We start from the raw sequence: 25,259 nt of genomic DNA on the forward strand, positions 1-25,259 counted from the left end.
TGTATTTGCTTTTAAAGGAGGTGTCAAAAATGAGTAAGACTGTAGGAATACCCAAAGGACTTTTATATTACGATTTTTATCCAATGTGGAAGACTTTTTTTGAAGGTGTGGGAGCAAAAGTAGTGGTTTCCCAGGATACAAATAAAAAAATTCTTGATGAAGGAGTAAAAAACTGTGTTGAAGATGCTTGTCTTCCTGTTAAAACTTATGTAGGACATGTGATAAATTTAAAAGAAAAAAACGTTGATTATATATTTATTCCGAGGGTTGTAAGTGTAGAAAGAAAAAAATACCTTTGTTCAAAGTTTTTGGGACTGCCAGATTTTATAAAAAGCTTAATTGGTGATTTACCACCTATTATAGATATTGAGATTAATTATTATAAAAATAATGATAAATTTACTCAAAATGAATTTATAAAAATTGGCAGGATGTTTGGGAAGACTAAAGACCAATCTTTAAAAGCCTATTTTAAGGCTACCCACCAACAAAAAAAGTTCGAGAGTTTGTTGAAAGAAGGTCTTACCAATTTAGAAGCTTTAAAAGTTTGGGAAGGAAAGAATTTGGTAAAAGAAGAAAGTAATTATGACCTTAAAATAGCCGTCATTGCTCATCCTTATGATATTATGGATGAATACATAAGTATGGGGATTATTGAGAAGCTAAAAAACATGGGAGCACAAGTTTATACCATGGAAATGCTACAGAAAGATCTAATATTAGAAGGAGCATCAATGCTTTCAAAAGAAATGTTTTGGAACTATGAAAGAGATATTTTGGGAGCGGGATTGTATTTTTTAAAACAAAAGAATGTAGATGGGGTAATTATGGTTTCTGCTTTTGGTTGTGGACCTAATTCTATGACAGAGGAATTGTTGGAGAGGATTTATAAAAGAGAGAAGGAGGTACCTTTTATGTTGATTACAATTGATGAACATTCGGGGGAAGCTGGCATTATGACGAGGTTGGAGGCTTTTACAGACCTTTTAAGATTTAATAAAAAGGCGGTGATGGTATGAAAATTACTTATCCTCACATGGGTTCTTTAAATATGATTTTAAAGACGATGTTTGAAGGAATTGGGGTAGAAGTGATAGACCCACCACCTTCTACTAATAAAACTTTGACCTTAGGAGTTAGAAATTCTCATGAATTTGCATGTTTACCCTTTAAAATCAATGTCGGAAATTTTATTGAGGCTCTTGATAAGGGAGCAGATACGATTATAATGTTAGGGGGAATTGGGCCCTGCAGATTTGGGTATTACGGTCAGGTGCAGAGAGAGATATTAAAAGATTTGGGCTATGACTTTAAAATGATAATTGTTGATCCACCCCATGGCAGGTTGATAGACTTTTTAAAAGAATTAGCTTCATATTTTCCTAATGTAGATGGAAAAACGGCTTTAAAATCTTTTGTATTTGCAGTGAAAAAAATGATAGCGGCTGATAAATTAGAAAAGTTTTTATTAAAATACAGAGCCCATGAAGATAACCCAGGTGTAACTACAAAAATATACGAAGAATATATGAAAAAGCTAGAAAAAGCTCAAAATGGTAAAGAAGTGGACAAAATAGTATCAGAGGCCATGAAAAAAATAAAGGAAAATGCAAATGTACGGAGGAAAATACAGCTTAAAGTAGCACTAGTGGGAGAAATTTATATGCTCCTAGAACCCTTTACTAATATGGATATCAGCAAATCTTTAAATGAATTGGGGGTAGAAGTTACAAAAACAGAATATCTTTCAGATTATTTAATTAACAGTGCTTTTAAATTGCCTCAAAGAATGGAGTTTAAGAAAAACGCAAGAGGATATTTAGAAAGAGATATAGGAGGACATGGGCTCAACACTGTTGCAAATACCGTAAAATATGCTAAACTAAATTATGATGGCGTGATTCACATACTTCCATTTACCTGCACCCCTGAAATAGTAGCTCAAGGAATAATTGCAAAAATTAGCCGAGATTACAATATTCCAGTGATGTCTTTAGTATATGATGAAAACACTGGACAAGCAGGTTACCAAACCCGTTTGGAAGCTTTTGTGGATCTTTTGTATAGAAAAAGGATGGAGGTAGTTTGCTGAAATCATCCTTTTAATTTTTATTTTTCCGAAAATAATGAAGGAAAAATGTATTTTGTGTGGAATATATAATAAGTGGATGGTTAGTAAGGGGTGATAGGTATGAATGAATTGGGAGAATTTTTAAAAAGTGAAAGAATTAAGAAGGGATTGACTCTTGAAGAAATTCAAGAAATAACTAAAATACGGATACGCTATTTGAAAGCTATTGAAGATGGAGATTTTAGCGTAATGCCTGCACTTGTATATGCTAAGGGCTTTGTAAAAAGTTATGCTGAGGCCTTAGGGTTAGATGGCAATGAGTTAGTAAAAAAGTATGAGTATTTGTTTCAGGAGAAAGAGGAGGAAGCCATACCTAATATAGAGACCACATCTTACAAAAAAGAGAGGAGAGATTTTTCACAATTTTTTTTGACTTTAAAAAAAGCAATAATTGTTGTTTTAATAATAGGTATTATAGGATACGGTTTTTACTATTTTCTAATTCAAGTTAAAAAAGGACTTGCACCAATTCCACAACAAAATCAAAGTGAAGCTTCAACAATTTCGGAAGACAAAACAAATCTTCCACAGGAAAGCAATGTTTCTCAACCTACAGTAAAGACGTCGATTGAAAAAGTAGCAGAGACTTCTAAAAAAATAGAATATAAAGTTGTTCCCTTTGGAGAAAGTTATAAAGTAGAAATAAGCGTACCTGGCGAAAAATGTTGGTTTAGTGTAAAAGTAGATGGAAATGTCGTTTATGAAGGCCTTATGACAAAGGATATGTCTAAAATTTTTGATGTAAAAGATAGTATTACTATCTTGATGGGTTATCCGCCAGCTGTTAAAATAACTGTAGATGGTGAGGAGCTACCAACAGTGCAAACACCGTCACCAGTTACAATAAATATACATACATAGAAAGGGGAAAGAGATGATAAAAGAAGCTATATTTCATAAAAGCGATATGCCTTACGCATATCCACTGAATGAAAATCAATTAAAGATAGTATTAAGAACTGCTGTATTTGATGTGGATAGGGTATATGTTTTATACAAAGACAGATACGATTGGATGGGGAAATTCAAAATAAAACCGATGGTATTAATCCATACCAACGAATTATTTGATTATTTTGAAACTACCTTAGACCTTAATAAAAAATTTGTGTATTTTTTCTATTTGGTTTCTGAAGGTGGCGAGAAATTATATTATACAGAAGCAGGATTTTACAAAAAAAGGCCAGAAGATGGATTTTGGGGATTTTTCCATTACCCTTATATAGGAGAGAAAGATGTATTTTTTGCTCCAAATTGGACAAGCGATTGCATTGTATATCAAATATTTCCTGAAAGGTTTAATAACGGCGACAAATCAAACGACCCTGAAAATGTAAAGCCTTGGGGTCAAAAACCTACTGCAGATTCTTTCTTTGGAGGAGATTTGCAAGGAATAATAGATAAAATAGATTATTTAAAGGATTTGGGTATAAATGCCATTTATTTAACCCCCATATTTTTATCGCCTTCCACCCACAAATATGATACTACTGATTATTATACAATTGACCCCCACTTTGGTGATACGCAAAAAGCGAGAGAACTTGTGCAAAAATGTCATGACAATGGCATAAAAGTTATATTTGATGCCGTTTTTAATCACTGCGGATATGACTTTTTTGCATTTCAGGATGTTATTAAAAATGGTAAAAAATCAAAATACTGGGATTGGTTTAATATATACGAATGGCAAATTAAAACTCATCCAAAACCTTCCTATGAAGCTTTTGCAGATACTGTATGGAGAATGCCAAAACTTATGACAAAAAATCCAGAAGTACAGAAGTATTTATTGGAAGTAGCGGAATATTGGATTAAAGAAGTGGACATAGACGGCTGGAGGCTGGATGTTGCTAATGAGATAGACCACCATTTTTGGAGAAAGTTTAGAGAAGTTGTAAAGGCAGCTAAACCGGAGGCCATAATTGTAGGAGAGGTTTGGCATGATGCTTCTCCTTGGCTTAGAGGGGATCAGTTTGACAGTGTAATGAACTATCCTTTTAGAAATGCGGTTGTGGACTTTTTTGCAAAAAGGAAAATAAGTGCTTCTCGCTTTAATACAATGATTACAGAGCAACTTATGAGGCATATGGATAGTGTAAATAGGGTTATGTTTAATTTAATAGGAAGTCATGATACTGAGAGGTTTTTGACTTTAGCTAATGGCATGGTTGCGAGAATGAAGTTAGCATTAGTGTTTCAATTTACCTTTGTTGGAATCCCATATATTTACTATGGAGACGAGGTAGGAATGGTGGGAGATTATGACCCTGATTGCAGAAGATGCATGATATGGGAGGAGGAAAAGCAAAATAAAAGTATTTTTAATTTCTATAAAAAGTTGATTTCTATAAGGAGAGAAAATGAGGAGCTCAAATACGGAAGTTTCTGTACTTTATATGCTATAGGAAGGGTGTTTGCTTTTAAGAGGGAATACAAAGGTAAATCAATAATTGTTGTACTAAATAACAGTAGCAAGCAGGAAGTGATATTTTTGAATGAAGCAGAAGGAAAAGAAGATATTTTAAAGATGAAGGAATTAAAAAGAAGTGGTAATCTCCTTTACTTGCAACCTAACTCTGCCTATATTTTAAAGTAACCAATCTGAGTTTAAGTGAATAATATGAAGATAGAAAAATATAGGGGAATGAAAATTCCCCTATATTTTTTAAAAAAAACAGGGGTGATGGTATGAAAGATACATCCCGCTATGGCAGAGATTATCAATATTATAAGGATTATGAGAGATTATATGGAAGTTACGACATTACAAAGCTTATCACATTAAAAAAATTAGTTGAAGCAAGTGAATATGAAGAGTGGAAAGATTACAAAGAGTTCAAGGAATGGTGTAATTCTGAAGAAAGACATAATTGGAAAAATTCACCTAAATATATTGAATGGGAAAAGAAAAAATTATTGTAGTTTGCTATAAACTTATAAACCCCTTTTTGTTCATTTGTTTTTTAAAGGGGTTTTTTTTTTGAAATAATGTAGTATAATAAAGATAAGCCTATTGAGGTGATGCTTTATGTCATTTTCTTCAGATACAAAAGACGAATTGGCAAGGATTTATCCTGAAGAGGAAGAAAGTAAAATAGCAGAGTTAGCTGCTTTGATTAGGACGATAGGCAGCATTTCAATGTATGGCAATGGAAAAATTTCTTTGACCTTTACTACAGAAAATGCTTCTGTGGCGAGATTAGTTTTTAAGTTAATAAAAGATTTATTTGGAATAATTCCTGAGACAATGGTAAGAAGAGGTAGATATCTAAAAAAAACCTTAAGCTACCTTATCTTTGTACCTGATACAAAAATTGCAGAAGAAATTTTAGGTAAAGTTAAGATATTGAATTATGAGAAAGGTCATATAAAATTAAATTATGGGATAGACCAAAAGATTGTAAAAAACAGTAAAGCAAAAAAGGCTTATTTGAGAGGAGCTTTTTTGGGGGGTGGTTCAATAAGCGATCCTGAAAAAGCTTATCATATGGAGTTTATTACTCATAATTTAGAACACGGGAAAGATTTAAGTAAATTGATAAATTCTTTTGACTTAAATTCAAAGGTTATTGCAAGAAAAAATAATTATGTAGTATACTTAAAAGAAGGAGAGCAAATTGTTGATGTTTTAAATATAATAGGAGCCCACAGTGCTCTTTTGAACTTGGAAAATATACGAGTATACAAAGAAATGAGAAACAATGTAAATAGGATTGTAAACTGTGAAACTGCAAATTTAACCAAAACTATTAACGCGTCTTTAAGGCAAATAGAGAGCATAAATTATATTAAAGAGACAGTAGGTCTTGATTATTTGCCTCCTAATTTGAAAGAAGTAGCGGAACTTAGGATTAATTATCCTGATCTAAGCTTAAAAGAATTGGGACAAATGCTAGTTCCTCCTGTCGGCAAGTCAGGAGTGAATCATAGACTTAGAAAAATTGAAGAAATTTCAAAGAAATTGAAAGAGAGGAGAGTTCAATAATGAAAGAGGTTACGATTGAAATTAAAAATAAGACGGGGCTTCATGCAAGACCTGCAGCATTATTTGTACAAACTGCCAGCAAATTTTCCTCACAAATATGGGTAGAGAAAGATAACAAAAAAGTAAATGCCAAAAGTATAATGGGAATTATGTCTCTTGGAGTATCGCAAGGCAATGTTGTCAAATTGAGTGCCGAAGGTGACGACGAAGAGGCAGCTATAAAAGCATTGGTGGACCTTATTGAATCAAAATTCGGTGAGGAGTAAACAAAAAAGGTTTCTTTTTAGAAACCTTTTTTGTATAAAGGATGATAGTTATGAAAAAAAATGAAATTGTATTGGAATATATAAAAAATTTACCTGAAGGCACAAAAATTTCAGTAAGAGGTCTTGCACAGACTTTACATATAAGTGAAGGTACCGCTTACAAAGCCATAAAGGATGCAGAAAATTTAATGCTTGTAACTACGATTCCAAGAGTAGGAACTATAAGAAGAAAACAAAAAGATCCATTTTTTGACCGTCTTACTTATGAGGTTATTACAGATGTAGTGGAAGGGACAGTATTAGGTGGTCATGGTGGAATGGGGATGGAACTTCACAAATTTTTAATTGGAGCCATGACCATTGATGAAATGGTGAAGTACATATCACCAGGAGACCTTGTAATTTTGGGAAATAGGGAAGATGCACAGGAAGCGGCTTTGAAAGCAGGGGCAGCAGTGATGATTACAGGAGGTTTTGATACATTACCTCATATAAAAGAACTGGCGGATAAGCTTTCATTGCCGCTTATATCTACTTCTTATGATACTTTTACTGTAGCGACTCTTATAAACAAGGCGATCAATGAAAGTATGACACGAAAAAAGATTTTGTACGTCAGCGATGTAATGACATATAATCCAATCTATATGACGCCTCAACAAACAGTAAAAGATTGGAAAAAATTATATACAGAGACTAAACATACCAGATATCCCGTTGTTGATTCTAAAGGGATGTTAGTCGGTATGGTAACTTCAAGAGATGTTGCCACTGCATCGGATGATGATAAAATTGGGAGTATTATGACTCCTAACCCTGTATTTGTAACGGATACTACTACGCTCTCTTATGCAGCCCATCTGATGATATGGTGGAATGTAGAGATACTACCTGTGACTCGTGGCAGAGAATTGATAGGACTCATAAGCAGGGAAGATGTAATTAAGGCCCTACATTATACGACAAAACAGCCCCAGATTAGTGAAGCTATTCAAGATACAATTTTTAAAGATTTTGATATGGAAAAAATAGAAAATGGAGTAAAATTTAAAGGTAAGATCCCTTCGATGATGATTAACCAATTTGGTACAGTAAGTAGCAGTGCTTTGATGATGTTAATGTGTGAATCTGGTATTTTTGCTATAACGCAGAATAAAAGATATGATGCGGTTTTAGATAATTTCTCAGTTTATTTTATTAAACCTATGCGTACAGAAGAATTAATAGAGGTTTTCGCAAAAATAATAGAAGTTAGTAATAATTTTAGTAAGTTGGAAATTCAAATCATTCATGAAAAAGAAGAAATTGCAAAGGCATTGATGTCTGTCAGACTTTCTAAAAGAATAAAGATGGTTTAGGTGATTATATCATGTTTGTCCATTTGCACGTTCATTCTGAATACAGTTTACTTGACGGTTCTTGCAGAATTAAAGATTTAATTGCCAAAACTAAAGAGTTAAACATGAAAGCCATAGCTATTACAGACCATGGAGTGATGTATGGCGTAATAGATTTTTATAAAGAAGCAGTAGCACAAGGAATAAAACCTATTATAGGCTGTGAAATTTATGTAGCCCCTCGAAGCATGCAAGATAGAGAATATGGGATTGATAATGAAAATTATCACTTGGTGTTACTGGCAAAAGACATGACAGGGTATAAAAATTTAATGAAGATAGTGACTGTGGCTTCAATTGAGGGCTTTTATTATAAACCGCGAGTTGACAGAGAGTTTTTAAAAGAGCACAGTGAGGGGCTAATCGCTTTAAGTGCTTGCCTTGCAGGAGAAGTTCCTTCTTATATCTTAAGAGGTGAGTATGAAAAAGCGAAAGAGGCAGCACTTTTTTACGACTCTATTTTTGGACGAGGGAATTTTTATTTAGAACTGCAGGACCATGGAATTTTAGAACAGCAAAAGGTAAATAAAGAGCTTATAAGACTATCCAAAGAGACAGGAATACCTTTAGTTGCTACTAATGATGTACACTATCTTGAAAAAAAAGACGCAAAAGCTCATGAAGTGCTTTTGTGCATTCAAACAGGGAAGACAATTGATGATGAAGATCGCATGTCTTTTCCAACTGATGAATTTTATTTAAAATCTCCAGAAGAGATGGAGAATCTTTTTTCTTGTTGTAAAGAGGCCATTGAAAATACTGAGAAGATTACAGACATGTGCAATGTAGAATTTGAGTTTAATAAGACGAAATTGCCCAAATACGATTTGCCAGAAGGCGTTGATTCCTGTGAATATTTGAGAAATTTATGTTATGAAGGATTGTACAAGAGGTACAAAAATCCAAGCAAAGAAGTGATTGAAAGATTAGATTACGAACTTTCTGTGATAAAGCAAATGGGATATGTGGATTATTTCCTCATAGTGTGGGACTTTATAAAGTTTGCAAAAGACAACGGGATTATGACGGGACCAGGAAGAGGTTCTGCGGCAGGTAGTTTGGTAGCCTATACGTTGGGAATAACCAACATAGATCCTATAAAATATAACCTTCTTTTTGAGAGGTTTTTAAACCCTGAGAGGGTCAGCATGCCTGATATTGATTCAGACTTTTGTTATGAGAGAAGACAAGAAGTAATTGATTACGTTGTAAAAAAATATGGTAAGGACAATGTGGCTCAAATTATAACTTTTGGTACAATGGCGGCGAGAGCGGTTATAAGGGATGTAGGAAGGGCTTTAAATTATCCCTATGCAGAGGTAGATGTAATTGCAAAAATGATTCCTTTTGAATTAGGAATGACTATTGATAAAGCTTTATCTTTAAACCCTGAACTTAAAGCGCGATATGAGAATGAAGAAAAAGTAAAACAGCTTATTGATATTTCCAGGTCTTTAGAAGGCCTTCCTAGACATGCCTCTACTCATGCTGCGGGAGTAGTAATATCAAAAGAACCCCTTGTCAACTACGTGCCACTGCAAAAAAACGAAGATTCCATAGTGACCCAATTTCCGATGACCACCCTTGAAGAGTTAGGGCTTTTGAAGATGGACTTTTTGGGACTTAGAACTTTGACGGTTATAAGGGATACTATTGAAATGGTAGAAAAGAACAGGGGTGTGACTATAGACTTTGATTCTATGGAGTACGATGACCCTAAAGTTTATGAACTTATATCAAAAGGGGAGACAGAAGGAGTTTTTCAATTAGAGTCTTCTGGCATGAAGCAGTTTATGACAGAATTAAAGCCTAAAAACCTTGAGGACATAATAGCGGGAATTTCTCTCTATCGACCCGGACCTATGGACCAAATTCCAAGATATCTCGCTAATAAAAATCACCCAGAGAGTATAGTCTATGACCACCCTCTTTTAAAGCCAATTTTAGATGTAACTTATGGCTGTATGGTGTATCAAGAGCAAGTTATGCAAATTGTGAGAGATGTCGCGGGTTACTCTTTAGGTAGGGCTGACTTGGTAAGACGAGCCATGGCTAAAAAGAAAATGGATGTTATGGAACAAGAGAGAAAAAATTTTATCTATGGAATGGTTGATGATGAAGGAAATGTAATAGTTCCAGGAGCTTTGAGAAATGGATTAGACGAGGCAACTGCTAATAAACTTTTTGACGAAATGTTAGATTTTGCAAACTATGCTTTTAATAAATCTCATGCTGCGGCTTATGCTGTTATAGCTTATCAGACTGCATATTTGAAAAGGTATTATCCTGTAGAATTTATGGCAGCTCTTTTAAACAGTTTTGTAGATAACCTGGATAAAGTAGCTTTTTATGTGCAAGTTTGTAGAAAAATGGGGATAAAGGTGCTGCCCCCTGATATAAACGAAAGTGATTCCTATTTTACAGTGGTAGAAGATAAAATAAGGTTTGGCCTTAGCGCAGTAAAAAATGTTGGTTTAAATATGACAATGGAAATCGTAAGTGAAAGAGAAAGAAATGGGAAATTTAAATCTGTAGTCGACTTTTTTGAGAGGATGCAGGACAGTCAATTAAATAAAAAAGCAGTGGAAAGCTTAATTAAAGCAGGAGCTTTTAGTTCTTTTGGAGTGCGGCGTTCTCAACTTCTATCAGCATATGACAAATTAATGGAAAATATAAAGAAAAATAGAAATAATAATTTAAATGGGCAAATTTCTTTATTTGGAGAAGTAGAACAAACTCATGGGGTGGGGTTTGAATTTCCTGATTTAGAGGAATTCCCTAAAAGTAGATTGTTGTCCATGGAAAAAGAAACTTTAGGCCTTTATATAAGTGGGCATCCTCTAGAAGAATACATGGAAGATATTCCTAAAATTACTAATGCCACTACTTTGGATTTTAAAGTTAGCGAAGAGGAAATGTTTCAGCCCAAATTGCAAGATAACCAAGAAGTGGTGATAGCAGGAGTTATAGCTACAAAAAAAATTAAATTTACAAAAAATAACAATATCATGGCTTTTGTCACAATTGAGGACTTATATGGTACTGTAGAAGTAATAGTATTTCCAACTGTATATGAAAAGTATTCCAGTATAATAAAAGAAGACAACCCGGTTGTAGTGAGGGGAAAGGTTAGTTTAAAGGAAGAGGAAGAGCCTAAGATTTTATGCGATGAAATTAAGCCATTGTCTCAAGCGATAGTGAAGAAACTTTATCTTAATTTACAGGATTCTACAAAGATTGAGATTGTTAAACAAATATTGCGCAAAAATCCTGGTAATATGCCAGTAGTTTTAAAGCTTAACAGTAAAAAATTATTAGCGGCTAATAGAGATTTGTGGGTAAATGGAAGCAAAGAATTAATTAAAGAACTTCATGCTGTCTTAGGAGAGGAAAATGTCAAAGTAGTTTGAGAAAAAGTTTGCAAATTTTAAGTTGATAACTGAAAAAAAATAGATTAAAATATAATTTAGAAATACTAAGGAGGCCGTTTTATGTGGACGGTAATATACATGGCACAAGATATGGAGACAGCAGAAAAGGTCAAAGACGTTTTAACAAAAGAAGGTTTTTTGGTAAAATTGCGTCCACTTAATAAAAAAATAGACAAAAAAGGTTCTTATTGTGAGGTTTTAGTTCCAAAAGCAGAAGCTCAAGATGCGCAAAGCATTATTATTGAGTATGGCTTATAATTTTTTGCCCGAAAGGGCTGCTTTAACGAAAATGGGACAACTAAAGTCCATGTGGGATAAAATGAGGAGGTAGACTATGAAGACGATTGGTATACTTACAAGTGGTGGAGATGCACCAGGGATGAACGCAGCTATAAGGGCTGTGGTAAGGACAGGAATTTATTATGGGCTTAAAGTAAAAGGTATTATGAGGGGATATGCAGGCTTAGTAGAGGATGAAGTTATTGATTTAAATCTTTCTTCAGTAGGAGATATATTGCAAAAAGGCGGTACTATTTTGAGAACTGCTAGATGTGAAGAATTTAAGAAAAAAGAGGTGCGCAAAAAAGCTTACGAAACCCTTCAAAAACATGGAATAGAAGGTCTCGTTGTAATTGGAGGAGATGGCTCTTTTAGAGGAGCACAGCTTTTGAGTGAAGAATGGAATGTAAATACAATTGGAATTCCAGGTACAATTGACAATGACATACCTTGTACAGATTATACAATAGGTTTTGATACAGCTTGTAATACTGTTATTGATGCAATAAATAAAATAAGGGATACTGCTACTTCCCATGAGAGAGCAAATATAATAGAAGTGATGGGAAGAAATGCGGGTTACATTGCTTTGTATGCTGGTCTAGCTGGTGGAGCGGAGATGATTATACTTCCTGAAGTGGAATGGAGCATCGATGAACTTTGCGATAAAATTACTTACGGGATAAAGAGAGGAAAGCTTCATCATATAATTGTCCTTGCAGAAGGAGTTATGAGCGCTCCAGAACTAGCGAAAATGATTAAAGAAAGGCTACCAAAATTGGACTTAAGGTATACTATTTTGGGGCACATTCAAAGAGGTGGAGCTCCTACAGTGATGGATAGGGTATTGGCAAGCCAAATGGGAGCAAGAGCAGTGGAGTTGCTTTTAGAAAATAAAACCAAGAGGATAATAAGTATACGAAACAATCAAATTGTAGACGATGATATAGATGAAGCCCTTTCCATGAAAAAGGAGTTTAACAGAAAACTTTATGAGCTCAGCAAGATATTGTCTATATAAATAAATTTTAGGGAGTGAAGGTATGCGCAGAACAAAAATAGTGTGTACAATAGGACCTGCCAGCGAAGACTATAATATACTGAGAAAATTAATTGAGAAAGGCATGAACGTTGCTCGATTGAATTTTTCTCATGGAGATTTTGAAGAGCATGGGGCAAGAATTGACAATATTAAAAAGATAAGAGAAGAATTAGGGTTACCTGTTGCTATTTTGTTGGATACTAAAGGTCCAGAGATAAGGACAGGAAAGTTTAAAAATGGCGGAGTGGAATTAAAAGAAGGACAAACTTTTGTCATTACGACAAGAGATGTATTAGGAGACGAAACTATATGCAGTGTATCCTATAAAGGGTTGCCTCAAGATGTGGAAAGAGGTAGCCGCATACTAATTGACGATGGGTTAATTTCTCTAAAGGTTACTGATGTTAAAGGAGAAGATATAGTTTGTATTGTAGAAAATTCTGGTCCTGTAAAAGACCATAAAGGAGTAAATGTTCCAGGAGTAAAACTCAATCTTCCTGCTTTGACTCAAAAAGACGTAGATGATATAGAGTTTGGAATTCAAAAGGGCATTGATATAATTGCGGCTTCTTTTGTTAGAAAAGCAGCTGATGTTTTGGCAATAAGAAGACTTTTAGAAGAAAATAAGGCAGAGCATATTTTAATTATTGCTAAAATAGAAAATCGCGAAGGAGTAGAAAATATAGACGAAATCATTAAGGTTTCAGATGGAATAATGGTAGCCAGAGGAGATTTAGGGGTTGAGATTCCTCTTGAAGAAATACCAATCGTTCAAAAAATGATTATACAAAAATGTAATAAAGCAGGGAAACCGGTAATTACTGCAACTCAAATGTTAGACTCTATGATGAGAAATCCAAGGCCTACAAGAGCAGAAGTTACAGATGTAGCAAATGCTATTCTTGATGGAACAGATGCTATAATGCTATCAGGGGAGACAGCTCAAGGTAAATACCCAATAGAGGCCTTTGAGACAATGGCAAAGATTGCAGAAAAGACAGAGGCTTATGTGGGATATAGAGATATCATTGATAGAAATATTGATACAAATGTTTCTATTACAAACGCTATAAGCCATGCAACTTGTACTACTGCAAGAGATATAGGAGCAGCTGCTATAATAACTTGTACTAAATCTGGTTATACAGCGAGAATGGTATCGAGGTACAGACCTCAAGCTCCAATTATTGCTACTACTCCAAGCGAAAGTGTTGCGAGGAAGCTCTCTATAGTCTGGGGAGTATATCCTTTAGTTACAGAAGAGGTTTCTACTACAGATGAAATGATAGATGTTGCAATACAAAGTGCTTTAACTGCTGGACTTATAAGAAATGGCGATATCGTAGTAATTTCTGCAGGAATTCCTGTAGCTATGACAGGTACCACCAACATGTTGAAGGTACATATAGTAGGAGATGTTTTGTTGAGAGGAATAGGTATAGGTTCTAAGGCTACTACAGGTGTTGTATGTGTTATTAATGATATCAGCAAAGACAAAGATAAATTTAGAGAAGGCGATATAATAGTAACTGCAAAGACAGAAAGAGATTTTATGCCTCTTATAGAGAAAGCTTCTGCTATAATTACAGAAGAAGGAGGGCTTACTTCTCACGCAGCTATTGTGGGATTAAACTTAGGAATTCCTGTAGTTGTAGGTTGTGAAGGAGCGACTTCTAAATTAAAAGATGGCATGACTGTAACGGTTGACACAGTTAGAGGATTTGTGTATAAAGGAATTGTAAATATTAAATAAATAAGACAAGATTTTCTCTTGTCTTTGTTTTTTTAAGGAGTGATTTAAATTATGCATGTATGGGATGCCGAGGTAAGGGCTCGATACGGAGAAACGGACAAAATGGGTATAGTTTACTATTCCAATTATTTTAATTGGTTTGAAATTGGCAGGACGGAGTTTTTTCGCTCTTTGGGGATGTCCTACAGAAGCTTAGAAGAAAAAAATGTAATGCTACCTGTAATTGACGCACAGTGTAGATATTTTTCTTCTGCTTTGTACGATGACCTCATAATAATACGAACACGATTAGAATTTGTGAAAGGAACTCGTCTTAAATTTTTATATGATATAATACGCAAAGAGGATAACAAACTTTTAGCACAAGGTTATACAGAGCATCCCTTTACAAATCTTGAAAAAAAGCCTATCAATTTAAAAAAAGTAATGCCAGAAGTTTATGAAATGCTTGCAAAATGCTGTGATTAAAATTTATAAAAAATGGTATAAAATACTATTAAAATGAGTTATAATAAATAATAGGGTAACCGATTTTTTCTCAATACACTTTCTAAGTGTATTTTTTCTTTTTTATTCATAACAAACGTTTGCACAAATTTATGAAAACCCCTATATTTTTTTGCTATATAACGGTATAATAATTATGGGAAAAAGGAGGCGTTTTTGAATTGCACGACATAAAAGTAGGGGAAAAATACGAGGTATATATTGACAATATGGCCCATGAAGGCCAAGGAGTTGGAAGAATTGAAGGAGTGGCTGTCTTTGTAGAAGGAGCATTGACAGGAGAGAGGGTCGTTGCACAAATAGATAAAATTTCTAAAAATTACGTTATAGGTCATGTAGTAGAAATATTGGAAAAGTCCCGTGATAGAGTAGAACCTTTATGTCCTTATGCAGATAAGTGCGGTGGCTGCTCTTTACAGCATTTAAGCTACGAAGGGCAGTTAAAATACAAAACACAAAAGGTAAAAGACAATTTAGAGAGAATAGGCAAAGTGTATACTAGAGTCCACGATACCATAGGGATGGAAAAGCCTCAGCGGTATAGAAATAAAGCACAATTTCCAGTTGGAATGGTTGAAGGGAAAGCTGTTACAGGTTTTTACGCTCCTCGTTCTCATGACATTGTGCCTGTGGAAAGTTGTATGATACAGCATGAGATTAGTGATGAGATTGCTAGGGTCGTGAGGAATTGGATTAGGAAATATAACATATCTGTATATGACGAAAAAACGGGAAAAGGCCTGATAAGACATATTGTCACAAGAGTTGCTTTTAAAACTGGAGAAGTTATGGCTGTTATTGTGATTAATGGAAAGGACATACCATATAAAAAACAACTGATTGATGCTTTAAAAGAAGAGATAAGGGGGCTTAAAAGTGTAGTAATAAATATTAATACCAAAAAAACTAATGTGATTATGGGGGAGGAAAATATAACTATTTACGGAAGCGATAATATTATTGACTATATAAAAGACATAAAATTTGAAATATCCCCTTTGTCATTTTTTCAGGTAAATCCTGTTCAAACAGAAGTCTTATACGGAAAAGCCCTTGAATATGCTGATTTAAAAGGTGAGGAGACTGTAATAGATGTGTATTGTGGTATAGGGACTATATCTTTGTTTGCAGCACAAAAGGCAGCCTTTGTCTATGGTATTGAGGCTGTCCACCAAGCAGTGGAAGACGCAAAGAGAAATGCTTACATAAATGGCATTAAAAACGTAGAATTTATTTCAGGGGATGCGGAAAAAGTAATGCCTGAGTTAGTTGATAAAGGAGTCAAAGCAGATGTAGTTATAATAGATCCTCCAAGGAAGGGTTGCGATATACCTGTTTTAGAAGCAATTGTGAATATGAATCCACAAAAAATTGTATACGTCTCTTGTAATCCTTCTACATTGGCACGAGATTTAAGATATCTTGATGACAAAGGATACAAAACCATGGAAGTGCAACCTGTTGATATGTTTCCTTATACGCATCACGTTGAAAGTGTTTGCTTGATTACTAATAAAAGTTAACAATTTTGATTACTGGAAGTAGAATAAAAATCGTGTTTCCCACTATTTAAAGGCAGTTAGAACTTAGGTTATTGGAAAATAAATTAATTGGTTTTAGATGTTTTTATGCAATAGAATAGACTTTGGGGTGCGTTAAATGAACCAGTTAATGATACAAGAAAAAATTTTTTTAAATATTGCTGTACTTTTTTTAGGGTATTTTATAAAAAAATCCAGGAAATTTCCTGAAAATTCAGGTGATGTACTGAGCAAGATTGTGCTTTATATAACTTTACCTGCTACGATTTTAACTATTTTTTCTCAGTATAAAATTGATGCGCGATTATTTATTCTCACTTTTATAAGTATTATTTTGGGAGTTTTGACATTTATCTTTGGATATTTTGTGGTAAAAAAAGTTAACTTAGATAATTCTGATAAATGGACTCTGTTGGTTTCTATATGCGGATATAATATAGGTTTATTTGCCCTTCCCTTTATACAGCAGGTTTATGGAAATGAAGGCATTATAAATATGGCAATGTTTGATATGGGTAATTCTTTTATTGTTTTTGGTTTTGCCTATGGTGTATCTTTTTTAGCGGGTGGAAAAACTAATTTTAATTTAAAAGAGGTATCAAAAAAGATTATATATTTTTTTCCACTTGATGTGTACATATCAGCTCTTTTAATGAATTTATTTAATATCAATTTTACTGGGATGACAAAGGAATTTATTTATCAACTTTCTCTACCTAACAATATTCTTGCTTTATTTACAATTGGATATTTTTTGGATTTTGATTTGAATAAAAATGAATTAAAAGCTTTGATAATAGGTTTGTTTGTAAAATTTTTACCGGGAGTTGCTTTAATTTTAACAACACCATTTTTGTTTGATACAAAACTGCTTATAATAAAAATTATAACAATAGGAGCAATTCTTCCTACTCCTATGGTAGCAGTAATTTATGCCAAGGAAAGAGGACTAAATGCTAAATTGGCTTCTGTTTTTATTACCGCTTCAATTATTATAAGCATTTTACTTATGACTTATATAATGCTTAGATGGCAATAAAGGGGAGTAAGGTTTATATATTCCTTACTCCCCTTTTTAATTTATCTATTTCTTTTCTAAAGTATATATACATTATGCTTCCTTCAAACGCCCATTGGATGGCTGTTACAAACCATACATAGACAACTCCTAAATTTAAAATGTAGATGACTATGTACATAAGAGGAAGTCTTATAAACCAGCTGGATATTGTAGAGATAATAAAGGGGGTCTTTGTATTTCCACTTCCTTTAAGGCCTCCACCATAAACCATGCCAACTGCCATAAAAGGTTGTTCAATAGAGGCTACCATAAGACACAAAATTCCTACTGCAATTACATCGGTATCTTTTATAAAAGCTCTCATCAAAGGATAAGGTATTGTAAGAAACAATATTGACATTGTACCCATAATAGCTACAGCGAAGAATGTTGCAATATTTGTATATCTTTTTGCACTTTCATAGTTTTTTGCGCCAACCATTTGACCTGCCATTGTGGTTGCAGCCACTGCAAAACCCCATCCCGGCATAAAAGAGATAGATTCAATTGTAGTTGCAATTTGATTGGCTGCGAAAGCTACTGTTCCAAGGTGCATTATCATAAATATTGAAATAAGTCGACTTATGTCAAAGGAACCTTCTTGAAGAGAAGCAGGTAAGGCAAGTTTTAGTATATTTACAATTATTTGCCTGTCAAAATTTATTATATCAAAAAGATCAATATTTAATATTTTTTGGTTGAAATAATATAACATTATAAATATAAAGCCAGAGAATTGTGCTATAGTAGTAGCAATTGCAGAACCTTTTACACCCAAAGCAGGAAAGCCTAATTTTCCAAATATTAAAATCCAATCCAATAAAATGTTGATAAATATAACTATACTTGCTGCTATCATGGGGGTTTTTGTATTTCCTTGTGCTCTTAAAACTGCGTTTAATACATTCATAAGCATATTAAAGAAAATACCTATTGATGCAATTTTTATATATATTTTTCCTAAGAAAAGTACATTACCAGTAGCACTGGCTATTATTAAAAAATTTTCTGCAAAAGCAACAAGTATTAAAGAAATAATAATAGCGACAATAGTTCCTAACAAAATTCCTTGAGATGCGTATTTTTTAGCAGTTTCAAAATCTTTTGCTCCAATGCTACGGGCGACATAGGAAGTTACTCCTATAGAGATTCCCATTGCTACAAAAATGTTAGAGAAGGTATATATAATTTCTGATGCAAGGCCTACAGCACTAACACTGTCTTTACCGCCAAATTGCCCCACCATCATCGTATCTATTACCCACACAACCATGTATAAAAGCATTTCTCCAACTGCAGGTAATGCTAAATTAAGTATTTCTTTTATTTCTTTTTTAGTTGCCATATAACACCTCCTATTTTTATTGCAAAAATACAAGGAAACATCCTATATTGTCTGTATTGTTTAGGGGCAATTTCAATTGGATTATAATGGAGTCCAAATAGATTTTGATCAGCACTTATATATTTGTTTTTTCTAAACTTTTTAATCACTAATAGTATTATAACACAATAGGAAAATTAAAGTAACTGAGGCTTGTGTTGATAAAGGGATTTTTTAAATTTTGATTGAGTTTTTACATGGAAAAGTATAAAATATGAATAAAGGCAGTGTAGTGAGAAAATTAATTAAAGCCATGATTTTTAAATAATGAGACGGAGGCATATTTATATGTCTGAAATTATAAGACCAAAATATGAATACATTGCTTTTGATATTGCTAAAAGAATTGTAGATGGCGAGTTTAATGAGGGTGAGAGACTTTACGGCAGGTCAAATCTTGCGGGAATTTATAAAGTTTCACCTGAGACAATACGGCGTGCTATTTCCCTTTTACAGGACATGGGAGTAGTTTTTTCAGAACAAGGTAAAGGAGTAATTGTTAAATCGAAAGAAGCGGCACAAAGATATATAAATCAATTTAATGAAAAACAAACCTTAGAGGTCTTAAAAAATGAATTGGTTAAAATCGCTGAAGAAAGAAAAAAACTTGATGAAAGGCTGGAAACTATTTTACTAAAATTTATAGAATACGCTAATAGATTAAAAAATATTAGTGACTTTAATCCTGTTGAAATTCGCGTCAATGAGAAAAGCACTGCTGTAGGTAAGACTTTGGCTGAGTTAAAATTTTGGGATGTTACAGGTGCTACCGTAATAGCTATAAGGAGAGGAGAAGAGGTAATTATTTCTCCTGGTCCCAATGAGCAAATTAAAGGTGGAGATTATTTAGTTCTTGTAGGAAGTAAGGAGGCTTTCAAAAAAAGTATATCTCTAGTCGATAACTATACTGTTATTAGTTTTCCCTAGCAACAACATTAGTTGCTAGGTTATTTTTTGTAATCCCTTTTATTGACACAGTGACAACTTTATTATATAATATAGGTTGTCACTTGTAAAGGAGGTGTGGTAGCATTGATAAGATTTGAAAATATAGTTAAAACATATGGAGAAACTGAAATATTAAAAGGAATAAATTTAGAAATAAAAGATAATGAATTGGTGGTTTTGATAGGACCGAGTGGTTGTGGGAAAACCACTTCGTTGAAAATGATAAATCGCTTAATTGAACCAACCTCTGGCAAAATATATATAAACGGACAAGACATTTCTCAGATAGACCCAATCCAACTTCGCAGGAATATTGGATACGTGATTCAGCAAATTGGTTTACTTCCACACATGACAGTAGAACAGAATATAGAATTAGTTCCTTTGCTTAAAAATTGGCCAAAAAAGAAGAGAATTGAAAGAGCAAAGGAATTAATGCATCTTGTAGGAATGCCTCCAAAAGAGTATATGAACAGATATCCAAAAGAATTATCCGGGGGGCAACAACAGAGGATAGGAGTTGCACGGGCTTTAGCTGCAGATCCAGATATCATTTTAATGGATGAACCTTTTAGTGCCCTGGATCCTATTACAAGGTCTCAGCTACAAGAAGAACTTTTTGAATTGCAGCAAAAGTTGCAAAGAACCATTGTATTTGTAACTCACGATATGGATGAGGCGTTGAAATTAGGTGATAGGATCTGCATAATGAAAGATGGAAAAGTAGTGCAATTTGATACTCCCGAAAAAATATTGAAAAATCCAGCAAATGAATTTGTGGAGAATTTTATAGGAAAAAAACGAATGTGGATACAACCAGAGCATGTTTTAGCAAAAGATATTATGATTACCAATCCAATAAAGGCTCTTCCTTCCAGGACTCTTGCACAAGCGATAGAAATTATGAGTAATAGTGGTGTTGACAGTATTTTAGTGGTTAATAAAGAAAATCAACTTTTAGGCATAGTAACAGCGGAGGATATAAGGGCTAATAAAAACACTGCAAAACGGATAGAAGAGATTTATACTCGAAATGTTTATACAGTCAAACCTGATGATTCAATTTTAGATGTTCTTAAATTAATGGCGCAAAAAAATATAGGTTATGTACCAGTAGTGAATGAAAATAATTTGCTCCAAGGCTTGATCACGCGAAGTGCCCTGGTAAATTATTTAGGTGCAAATTATGCAGAATAGGAAGGAGGACTTTTAAATAGTGTTGGCAGAATATATAAATTTTATAAAAGATAGAGCTGACGATATTTTAATTTTAACAACTCAGCATATTCAATTATCTGTTATGGCTCTGATTATAGCTATAGCTATAGGAGTACCATTAGGTATCTTGATTGCAAAATTTCCTTCAACTTCTTCATTTGTCATTGGATTAGCCAATGCTGTACAAGCAATTCCAAGTTTAGCTTTGTTGGGATTTTTAGTGCCTTTTTTAGGTATAGGTTCAACTCCTTCAATAGTTATGATAGTTATGTATACACTACTACCAATTATAAAAAATACCTATACCGGTCTTGTCAATATAGATAAAGCTATTCTCGAAGCGGGTAAAGGTATGGGAATGACGGAGATACAATTAATGAGGATGGTGCAACTGCCATTGGCTTTACCTGTTATAATGGCAGGTATTCGAATAGCAGCTGTGACAGCCGTTGGTTTTACTACTTTGGCGGCGTTGATTGGAGCCGGTGGTTTAGGTCAATTGATTTACAGAGGTATATCTATGGTGAATAACCAGATGATACTAGCAGGTGCAATACCAGCAATGATTTTGGCACTGTTGATAGACTATATTTTACTCTTAGTAGAAAAGCTAGTGACTCCAAAGGGAATAAAATAAAGGAGGAGATTTTAAATGAAAAGAATTTTGCTATTAAGTTTGGTTTTTATTTTAGCTGTTACTTTCATGGCATCTTGCGGTATTGGCAGTTCTCAAAGGAATGCAAATGATACTGTAGTTGTAGGATCAAAAAATTTTACAGAGCAAATTATCGTAGCTAATATGGTTGCCGAAATGATTGAAGCACATACCGATCTCAAAGTAGTGCGAAAACTAAACCTTGGCGGTACAAATGTAAACTTTGAGGCGATAAAAAGGGGAGGTGCGAATAACGGAATAGATATTTATGTTGAATATACAGGGACAGGTTTGGTGGACATATTAGGGATGGAACCTACTACTGATCCAGAAAAAGCTTATGAAACAGTGAAGAAAGAATATAAAGACAAATGGAATATAGTATGGTTGAAGCCACTTGGATTCAATAATACCTATACTTTAGCTGTAAAGGATGAATTGGCAAAGCAATATAATTTAAAGACTTTTTCAGATTTAGCTAAAATTAGCGATAAGTTAATCCTGGGAGCTACAATGGAATTTTTGGAAAGGCCTGATGGCTATCCTGGTCTACAAAAAGTGTATAATTTTAAGTTTAAACACACAAAATCCATGGATATGGGTATAAGATATACAGCGATAGATAATAATGAAGTTCAGGTTATTGATGCTTTTGCTACTGATGGATTGCTAGTATCTCATAAACTAAAAATACTTGAAGACGATAAACACTTTTTCCCACCTTATTATGCTGCACCAATTATTAGGCAAGATGTGCTAGACAAACACCCTGAATTAAAAGATGTTCTCAACAAATTGGCAAATCAAATTTCTGATGAAGAAATGCAAAAACTTAATTACAAGGTCGATGGTGAAGGGCAAGATCCAGCAAAGGTAGCAAAAGAATTTTTAAAAGAAAAGGGATTAATTTAGCAGCAGAAATGCAAAGCTTCCTGAATTTGGTCAATCAGGAAGCTTTATTATTTTATTTTAAGAATTAAAAATAAATTTTCTTCACTTTATCAGTTCAATTTGATAAAATATGTACTATACATAAAAAAGGTATAAAGGGGGATGCATTGTGAGGAACATACGGATATACGACACCACATTAAGAGACGGAGTTCAAGGACAAGGTATATCTTTTACTGTAGAAGACAAATTAAAGATAGTTAAAGTTCTTGATGAGTTTGGTGTAGCCTATATTGAGGCAGGTAATCCTGGGTCTAATCCTAAAGATATTGAATTTTTTGAAAGAGTTAAAAATATTAAATTAAAAAATGCTAAATTAATCGCTTTTGGCAGCACAAGAAGAGCAAATACAACTACCGAAGAGGATGCTAATGTGATTTCTCTTTTAAATGCTGACACAGAGGTAGTAACTATTTTTGGCAAGTCATGGGATTTTCAAGTTACAGAAATTTTGAAAACCACTTTAGAAGAAAACTTAAAAATGATTTATGATACAGTAAAGTTTTTTAAAGACAAAGGTAAGTCAGTTATATTTGATGCAGAGCATTTTTTTGATGGTTACAAACAAAATCCAGAGTATGCTTTAAAGACATTAGAAGTAGCATTAGAGGCGGGAGTAGACAGTGTTTGTTTGTGTGATACAAAAGGTGGAGCTTTTCCGATGGAAGTTTATGATATAACAAAAACTGTTGTAGATAAATTTAATACGGAAGTAGGAATACATTGTCACAATGATAACGGAATGGCTGTTGCAGATTCTATAATGGCAGTACAAGCAGGGGCAATACAGCTGCAGGGTACAATAAATGGCTATGGGGAAAGGTGTGGCAATGCTAATTTATGTACTTTGATACCTAATCTACAACTTCTGATGGGATATAAATGTGTACCTGATGAAAATTTAAAGCAATTGACTCATTTAGCCAGATTTGTAAGTGAAATTGCAAATGTCACTTACGATGAAAGGGCGCCTTATGTTGGGAAAAATGCTTTTTCCCACAAAGCGGGGATGCATGCTGATGCTGTAAATAAAAATACTTATTCTTATGAACTGATTGACCCTTCTTTAGTGGGAAATAGTAGGACCTTTTTGATTTCTGAAGTTGCAGGCAGAGGAACAGTGCTAAATGCCATAAATGAAATAGATCCAACTATTACAAAGGATTCTCCTGAAACAAAGTTAATTTTAGATAAATTAAAAGAAATGGAGTATTTAGGGTATCAATATGAAAATGCAGGAGGTTCTTTAGAACTTTTGATAAGAAAGGTTCTTGGAAAATATAAACCAGCATTTAATTTAAAAGAGTTCAAAGTTATTGTAAATGAGCCTTCTGTAAATAGTGTTAATTCTTCAGCACTTATAAAAGTGGAAGTCGATAGTATAGAGGAGATAGCTGCAGCTGAGGGAGATGGGCCAGTACATGCTCTTGATAATGCTGTAAGAAGAGTACTGGAGAGATTTTACCCACAGATAAAAGAAATGAGGTTGACAGATTATAAAGTGAGGGTTTTGGATTCTAATTCTGCAACTGCTGCTAAAGTTAGAGTTATAATAGAGTCGACAGACGGAAAAGATTCATGGAGCACAATTGGGGTTTCTACAGATATTATTGAGGCCAGTTGGAGAGCCCTTGTTGATTCAATAGAGTACAAACTTAACAAAGAAAGTTAATTCAAAAGCGGAGAAATTGACATGAATTGTCATTGATGTTAAAGTAAAAATGAACATGTCAATTTCTCATTTTTTGAAAGGAGAAATTTGAATGATAATAAGTGCAAGCAGGAGAACGGATATTCCGGCTTTTTACAGCGATTGGTTTTTTAAAAGAATTGAGGAAGGCTATGTTTTGGTGAGGAATCCTTTTAATTTTCATCAAGTCAGTAAAGTTTCTTTAAAGAAAGATGCAGTAGATGGCATTGTGTTTTGGACAAAAAATCCAGAAAAAATGATACCGAAATTGCATTTGATAGAGGACTATGCTTATTATTTTTTATTTACTTTAAATCCCTATGATAAAAGAATAGAGAGGAATGTGCCAGAAAAATCACATATAATTGAAGTTTTTAAAAAGCTGTCTAGCAAAATAGGGAAAGAGAGGGTAATTTGGCGTTATGACCCTATTATTTTAACTCCCGAATTTGATATAGAATACCATGTAAAAAGCTTTAAGGAAATAATGTCTGAACTTTATGGATATACATCAAAATGTATAATCAGTTTTGTGACTCTTTATCCTAAAGTTTACAAGACTTTAGAAAAAATAGGGGCTTATGAGATAAACAAGGAACAGAAGTTAGAAATTGCATATAGATTTTATGAAATAGCGAAAGAGCACTCAATTAAACTTGAGACTTGTGCAGAAGAATTGGATTTATCGCCCTATGGTATAGAGCATGCGAGATGTATAGATAAAACTTTAATAGAAGAGCTTTCAGGTAAAAAATTCAATATAGGAAAGGATAAGAATCAAAGGAAGCTTTGTGATTGTGATGAAAGTATAGATATTGGTGCCTATGATACTTGTCTACATGGCTGTATTTATTGCTATGCAAACAGCAATATAAGTTCTATAAAAAGAAATGTAAAGCAATATAATGTAAATTCTCCACTGTTGTGTAGCAAATTGACAGAAAAGGATACAGTAAAAGAGAGAAAAGTGGAATCTTGGGCTATTAGCCAAACTTCAATTTTTGATAAATGAAAAATC

Annotated in this window: 22 protein-coding genes; 21 read left to right on the forward strand and 1 reads right to left on the reverse strand. The window is 33.7% G+C overall.

Annotated features, from left to right (window positions below; all coding sequences use genetic code 11):
- Positions 1 to 29: 29 nt before the first annotated feature.
- The 15 genes from I4N53_RS05190 (at position 30) to I4N53_RS05260 (ending at position 17,374) form a co-directional block, all read left to right on the forward strand.
- Positions 30 to 1,019 (forward strand): acyl-CoA dehydratase activase-related protein, encoded by a 990-nt coding sequence (locus I4N53_RS05190; RefSeq protein WP_214495765.1) that lies wholly within the window; start codon positions 30 to 32, stop codon positions 1,017 to 1,019.
- The gene (locus I4N53_RS05195; RefSeq protein WP_003868314.1) at positions 1,016 to 2,092 is read left to right on the forward strand and encodes a 2-hydroxyacyl-CoA dehydratase; all 1,077 of its coding nucleotides are present in this window, start codon (positions 1,016 to 1,018) and stop codon (positions 2,090 to 2,092) included. Before I4N53_RS05190 ends, I4N53_RS05195 begins: the two co-directional genes overlap by 4 nt.
- Positions 2,093 to 2,191: 99 nt before the next feature.
- Positions 2,192 to 2,992, forward strand: a complete 801-nt coding sequence (locus I4N53_RS05200; RefSeq protein WP_214495766.1) for a helix-turn-helix domain-containing protein — start codon at positions 2,192 to 2,194, stop codon at positions 2,990 to 2,992.
- A 13-nt stretch (positions 2,993 to 3,005) separates the two neighbouring features.
- Entirely contained in the window at positions 3,006 to 4,730 is a 1,725-nt protein-coding gene (locus I4N53_RS05205; protein ID WP_214495767.1) for a glycoside hydrolase family 13 protein, read from the forward strand.
- A 92-nt stretch (positions 4,731 to 4,822) separates the two neighbouring features.
- The gene (locus I4N53_RS05210) at positions 4,823 to 5,056 is read left to right on the forward strand and encodes a hypothetical protein (RefSeq protein WP_003868318.1); all 234 of its coding nucleotides are present in this window, start codon (positions 4,823 to 4,825) and stop codon (positions 5,054 to 5,056) included.
- Between the two features lie 106 nt (positions 5,057 to 5,162).
- Positions 5,163 to 6,119 carry a DNA-binding protein WhiA gene (gene whiA, locus I4N53_RS05215; protein ID WP_214495768.1) on the forward strand — a complete coding sequence of 319 codons (957 nt, stop codon included), beginning with the start codon at positions 5,163 to 5,165 and terminating at the stop codon, positions 6,117 to 6,119.
- On the forward strand, positions 6,119 to 6,385 hold the full coding sequence (locus tag I4N53_RS05220) for an HPr family phosphocarrier protein (protein WP_003870522.1): 267 nt from the start codon (positions 6,119 to 6,121) through the stop codon (positions 6,383 to 6,385). Before whiA ends, I4N53_RS05220 begins: the two co-directional genes overlap by 1 nt.
- Before the next feature lie 50 nt (positions 6,386 to 6,435).
- Entirely contained in the window at positions 6,436 to 7,743 is a 1,308-nt protein-coding gene (locus tag I4N53_RS05225) for a DRTGG domain-containing protein (RefSeq protein ID WP_009052940.1), read from the forward strand.
- Positions 7,744 to 7,754: 11 nt separating this feature from the next.
- A complete protein-coding gene (locus tag I4N53_RS05230) occupies positions 7,755 to 11,192 on the forward strand; it encodes a DNA polymerase III subunit alpha (protein ID WP_214495769.1) in 3,438 nt (1,145 codons plus the stop codon).
- A gap of 81 nt (positions 11,193 to 11,273) precedes the next feature.
- Positions 11,274 to 11,471, forward strand: coding sequence for a hypothetical protein (locus I4N53_RS05235; protein ID WP_003868324.1), 198 nt, complete (start codon positions 11,274 to 11,276; stop codon positions 11,469 to 11,471).
- A 76-nt stretch (positions 11,472 to 11,547) separates the two neighbouring features.
- Positions 11,548 to 12,513 carry a 6-phosphofructokinase gene (gene pfkA / locus I4N53_RS05240; RefSeq protein WP_003868325.1) on the forward strand — a complete coding sequence of 322 codons (966 nt, stop codon included), beginning with the start codon at positions 11,548 to 11,550 and terminating at the stop codon, positions 12,511 to 12,513.
- 22 nt (positions 12,514 to 12,535) lie between these two features.
- Positions 12,536 to 14,287 carry a pyruvate kinase gene (gene pyk, locus I4N53_RS05245; RefSeq protein ID WP_003870519.1) on the forward strand — a complete coding sequence of 584 codons (1,752 nt, stop codon included), beginning with the start codon at positions 12,536 to 12,538 and terminating at the stop codon, positions 14,285 to 14,287.
- Between the two features lie 51 nt (positions 14,288 to 14,338).
- Positions 14,339 to 14,755: a thioesterase family protein gene (locus I4N53_RS05250; RefSeq protein ID WP_214495770.1), complete on the forward strand. Its 417-nt coding sequence runs from the start codon at positions 14,339 to 14,341 to the stop codon at positions 14,753 to 14,755.
- A 200-nt stretch (positions 14,756 to 14,955) separates the two neighbouring features.
- On the forward strand, positions 14,956 to 16,317 hold the full coding sequence (rlmD, locus tag I4N53_RS05255; protein WP_214495771.1) for a 23S rRNA (uracil(1939)-C(5))-methyltransferase RlmD: 1,362 nt from the start codon (positions 14,956 to 14,958) through the stop codon (positions 16,315 to 16,317).
- Positions 16,318 to 16,453: 136 nt separating this feature from the next.
- A complete protein-coding gene (locus tag I4N53_RS05260; protein ID WP_214495772.1) occupies positions 16,454 to 17,374 on the forward strand; it encodes an AEC family transporter in 921 nt (306 codons plus the stop codon).
- Between the two features lie 13 nt (positions 17,375 to 17,387).
- On the opposite strand, the gene I4N53_RS05265 is transcribed toward I4N53_RS05260, so the two are convergent.
- On the reverse strand, positions 17,388 to 18,740 hold the full coding sequence (locus I4N53_RS05265; RefSeq protein ID WP_214495773.1) for an MATE family efflux transporter: 1,353 nt from the start codon (positions 18,738 to 18,740) through the stop codon (positions 17,388 to 17,390).
- A gap of 327 nt (positions 18,741 to 19,067) precedes the next feature.
- Here I4N53_RS05265 and I4N53_RS05270 point away from each other — a divergent pair, with 327 nt between their 5' ends.
- The 6 genes from I4N53_RS05270 (at position 19,068) to I4N53_RS05295 (ending at position 25,253) form a co-directional block, all read left to right on the forward strand.
- Positions 19,068 to 19,706 carry a TrkA C-terminal domain-containing protein gene (locus I4N53_RS05270; RefSeq protein WP_009052934.1) on the forward strand — a complete coding sequence of 213 codons (639 nt, stop codon included), beginning with the start codon at positions 19,068 to 19,070 and terminating at the stop codon, positions 19,704 to 19,706.
- A 105-nt stretch (positions 19,707 to 19,811) separates the two neighbouring features.
- Positions 19,812 to 20,924: a betaine/proline/choline family ABC transporter ATP-binding protein gene (locus I4N53_RS05275; protein WP_214495799.1), complete on the forward strand. Its 1,113-nt coding sequence runs from the start codon at positions 19,812 to 19,814 to the stop codon at positions 20,922 to 20,924.
- A 19-nt stretch (positions 20,925 to 20,943) separates the two neighbouring features.
- Entirely contained in the window at positions 20,944 to 21,582 is a 639-nt protein-coding gene (locus I4N53_RS05280) for an ABC transporter permease subunit (RefSeq protein ID WP_214495774.1), read from the forward strand.
- Positions 21,583 to 21,597: 15 nt separating this feature from the next.
- A complete protein-coding gene (locus tag I4N53_RS05285) occupies positions 21,598 to 22,512 on the forward strand; it encodes a glycine betaine ABC transporter substrate-binding protein (protein ID WP_009052931.1) in 915 nt (304 codons plus the stop codon).
- Positions 22,513 to 22,660: 148 nt separating this feature from the next.
- Positions 22,661 to 24,223: a citramalate synthase gene (cimA, locus tag I4N53_RS05290; RefSeq protein ID WP_214495775.1), complete on the forward strand. Its 1,563-nt coding sequence runs from the start codon at positions 22,661 to 22,663 to the stop codon at positions 24,221 to 24,223.
- Positions 24,224 to 24,314: 91 nt separating this feature from the next.
- A complete protein-coding gene (locus I4N53_RS05295; RefSeq protein WP_214495776.1) occupies positions 24,315 to 25,253 on the forward strand; it encodes a DUF1848 domain-containing protein in 939 nt (312 codons plus the stop codon).
- Positions 25,254 to 25,259: the final 6 nt, after the last annotated feature.

The sequence above is a fragment of the Thermoanaerobacter sp. CM-CNRG TB177 genome, assembly GCF_018588165.1.
Lineage (GTDB): Bacteria > Bacillota > Thermoanaerobacteria > Thermoanaerobacterales > Thermoanaerobacteraceae > Thermoanaerobacter > Thermoanaerobacter thermocopriae.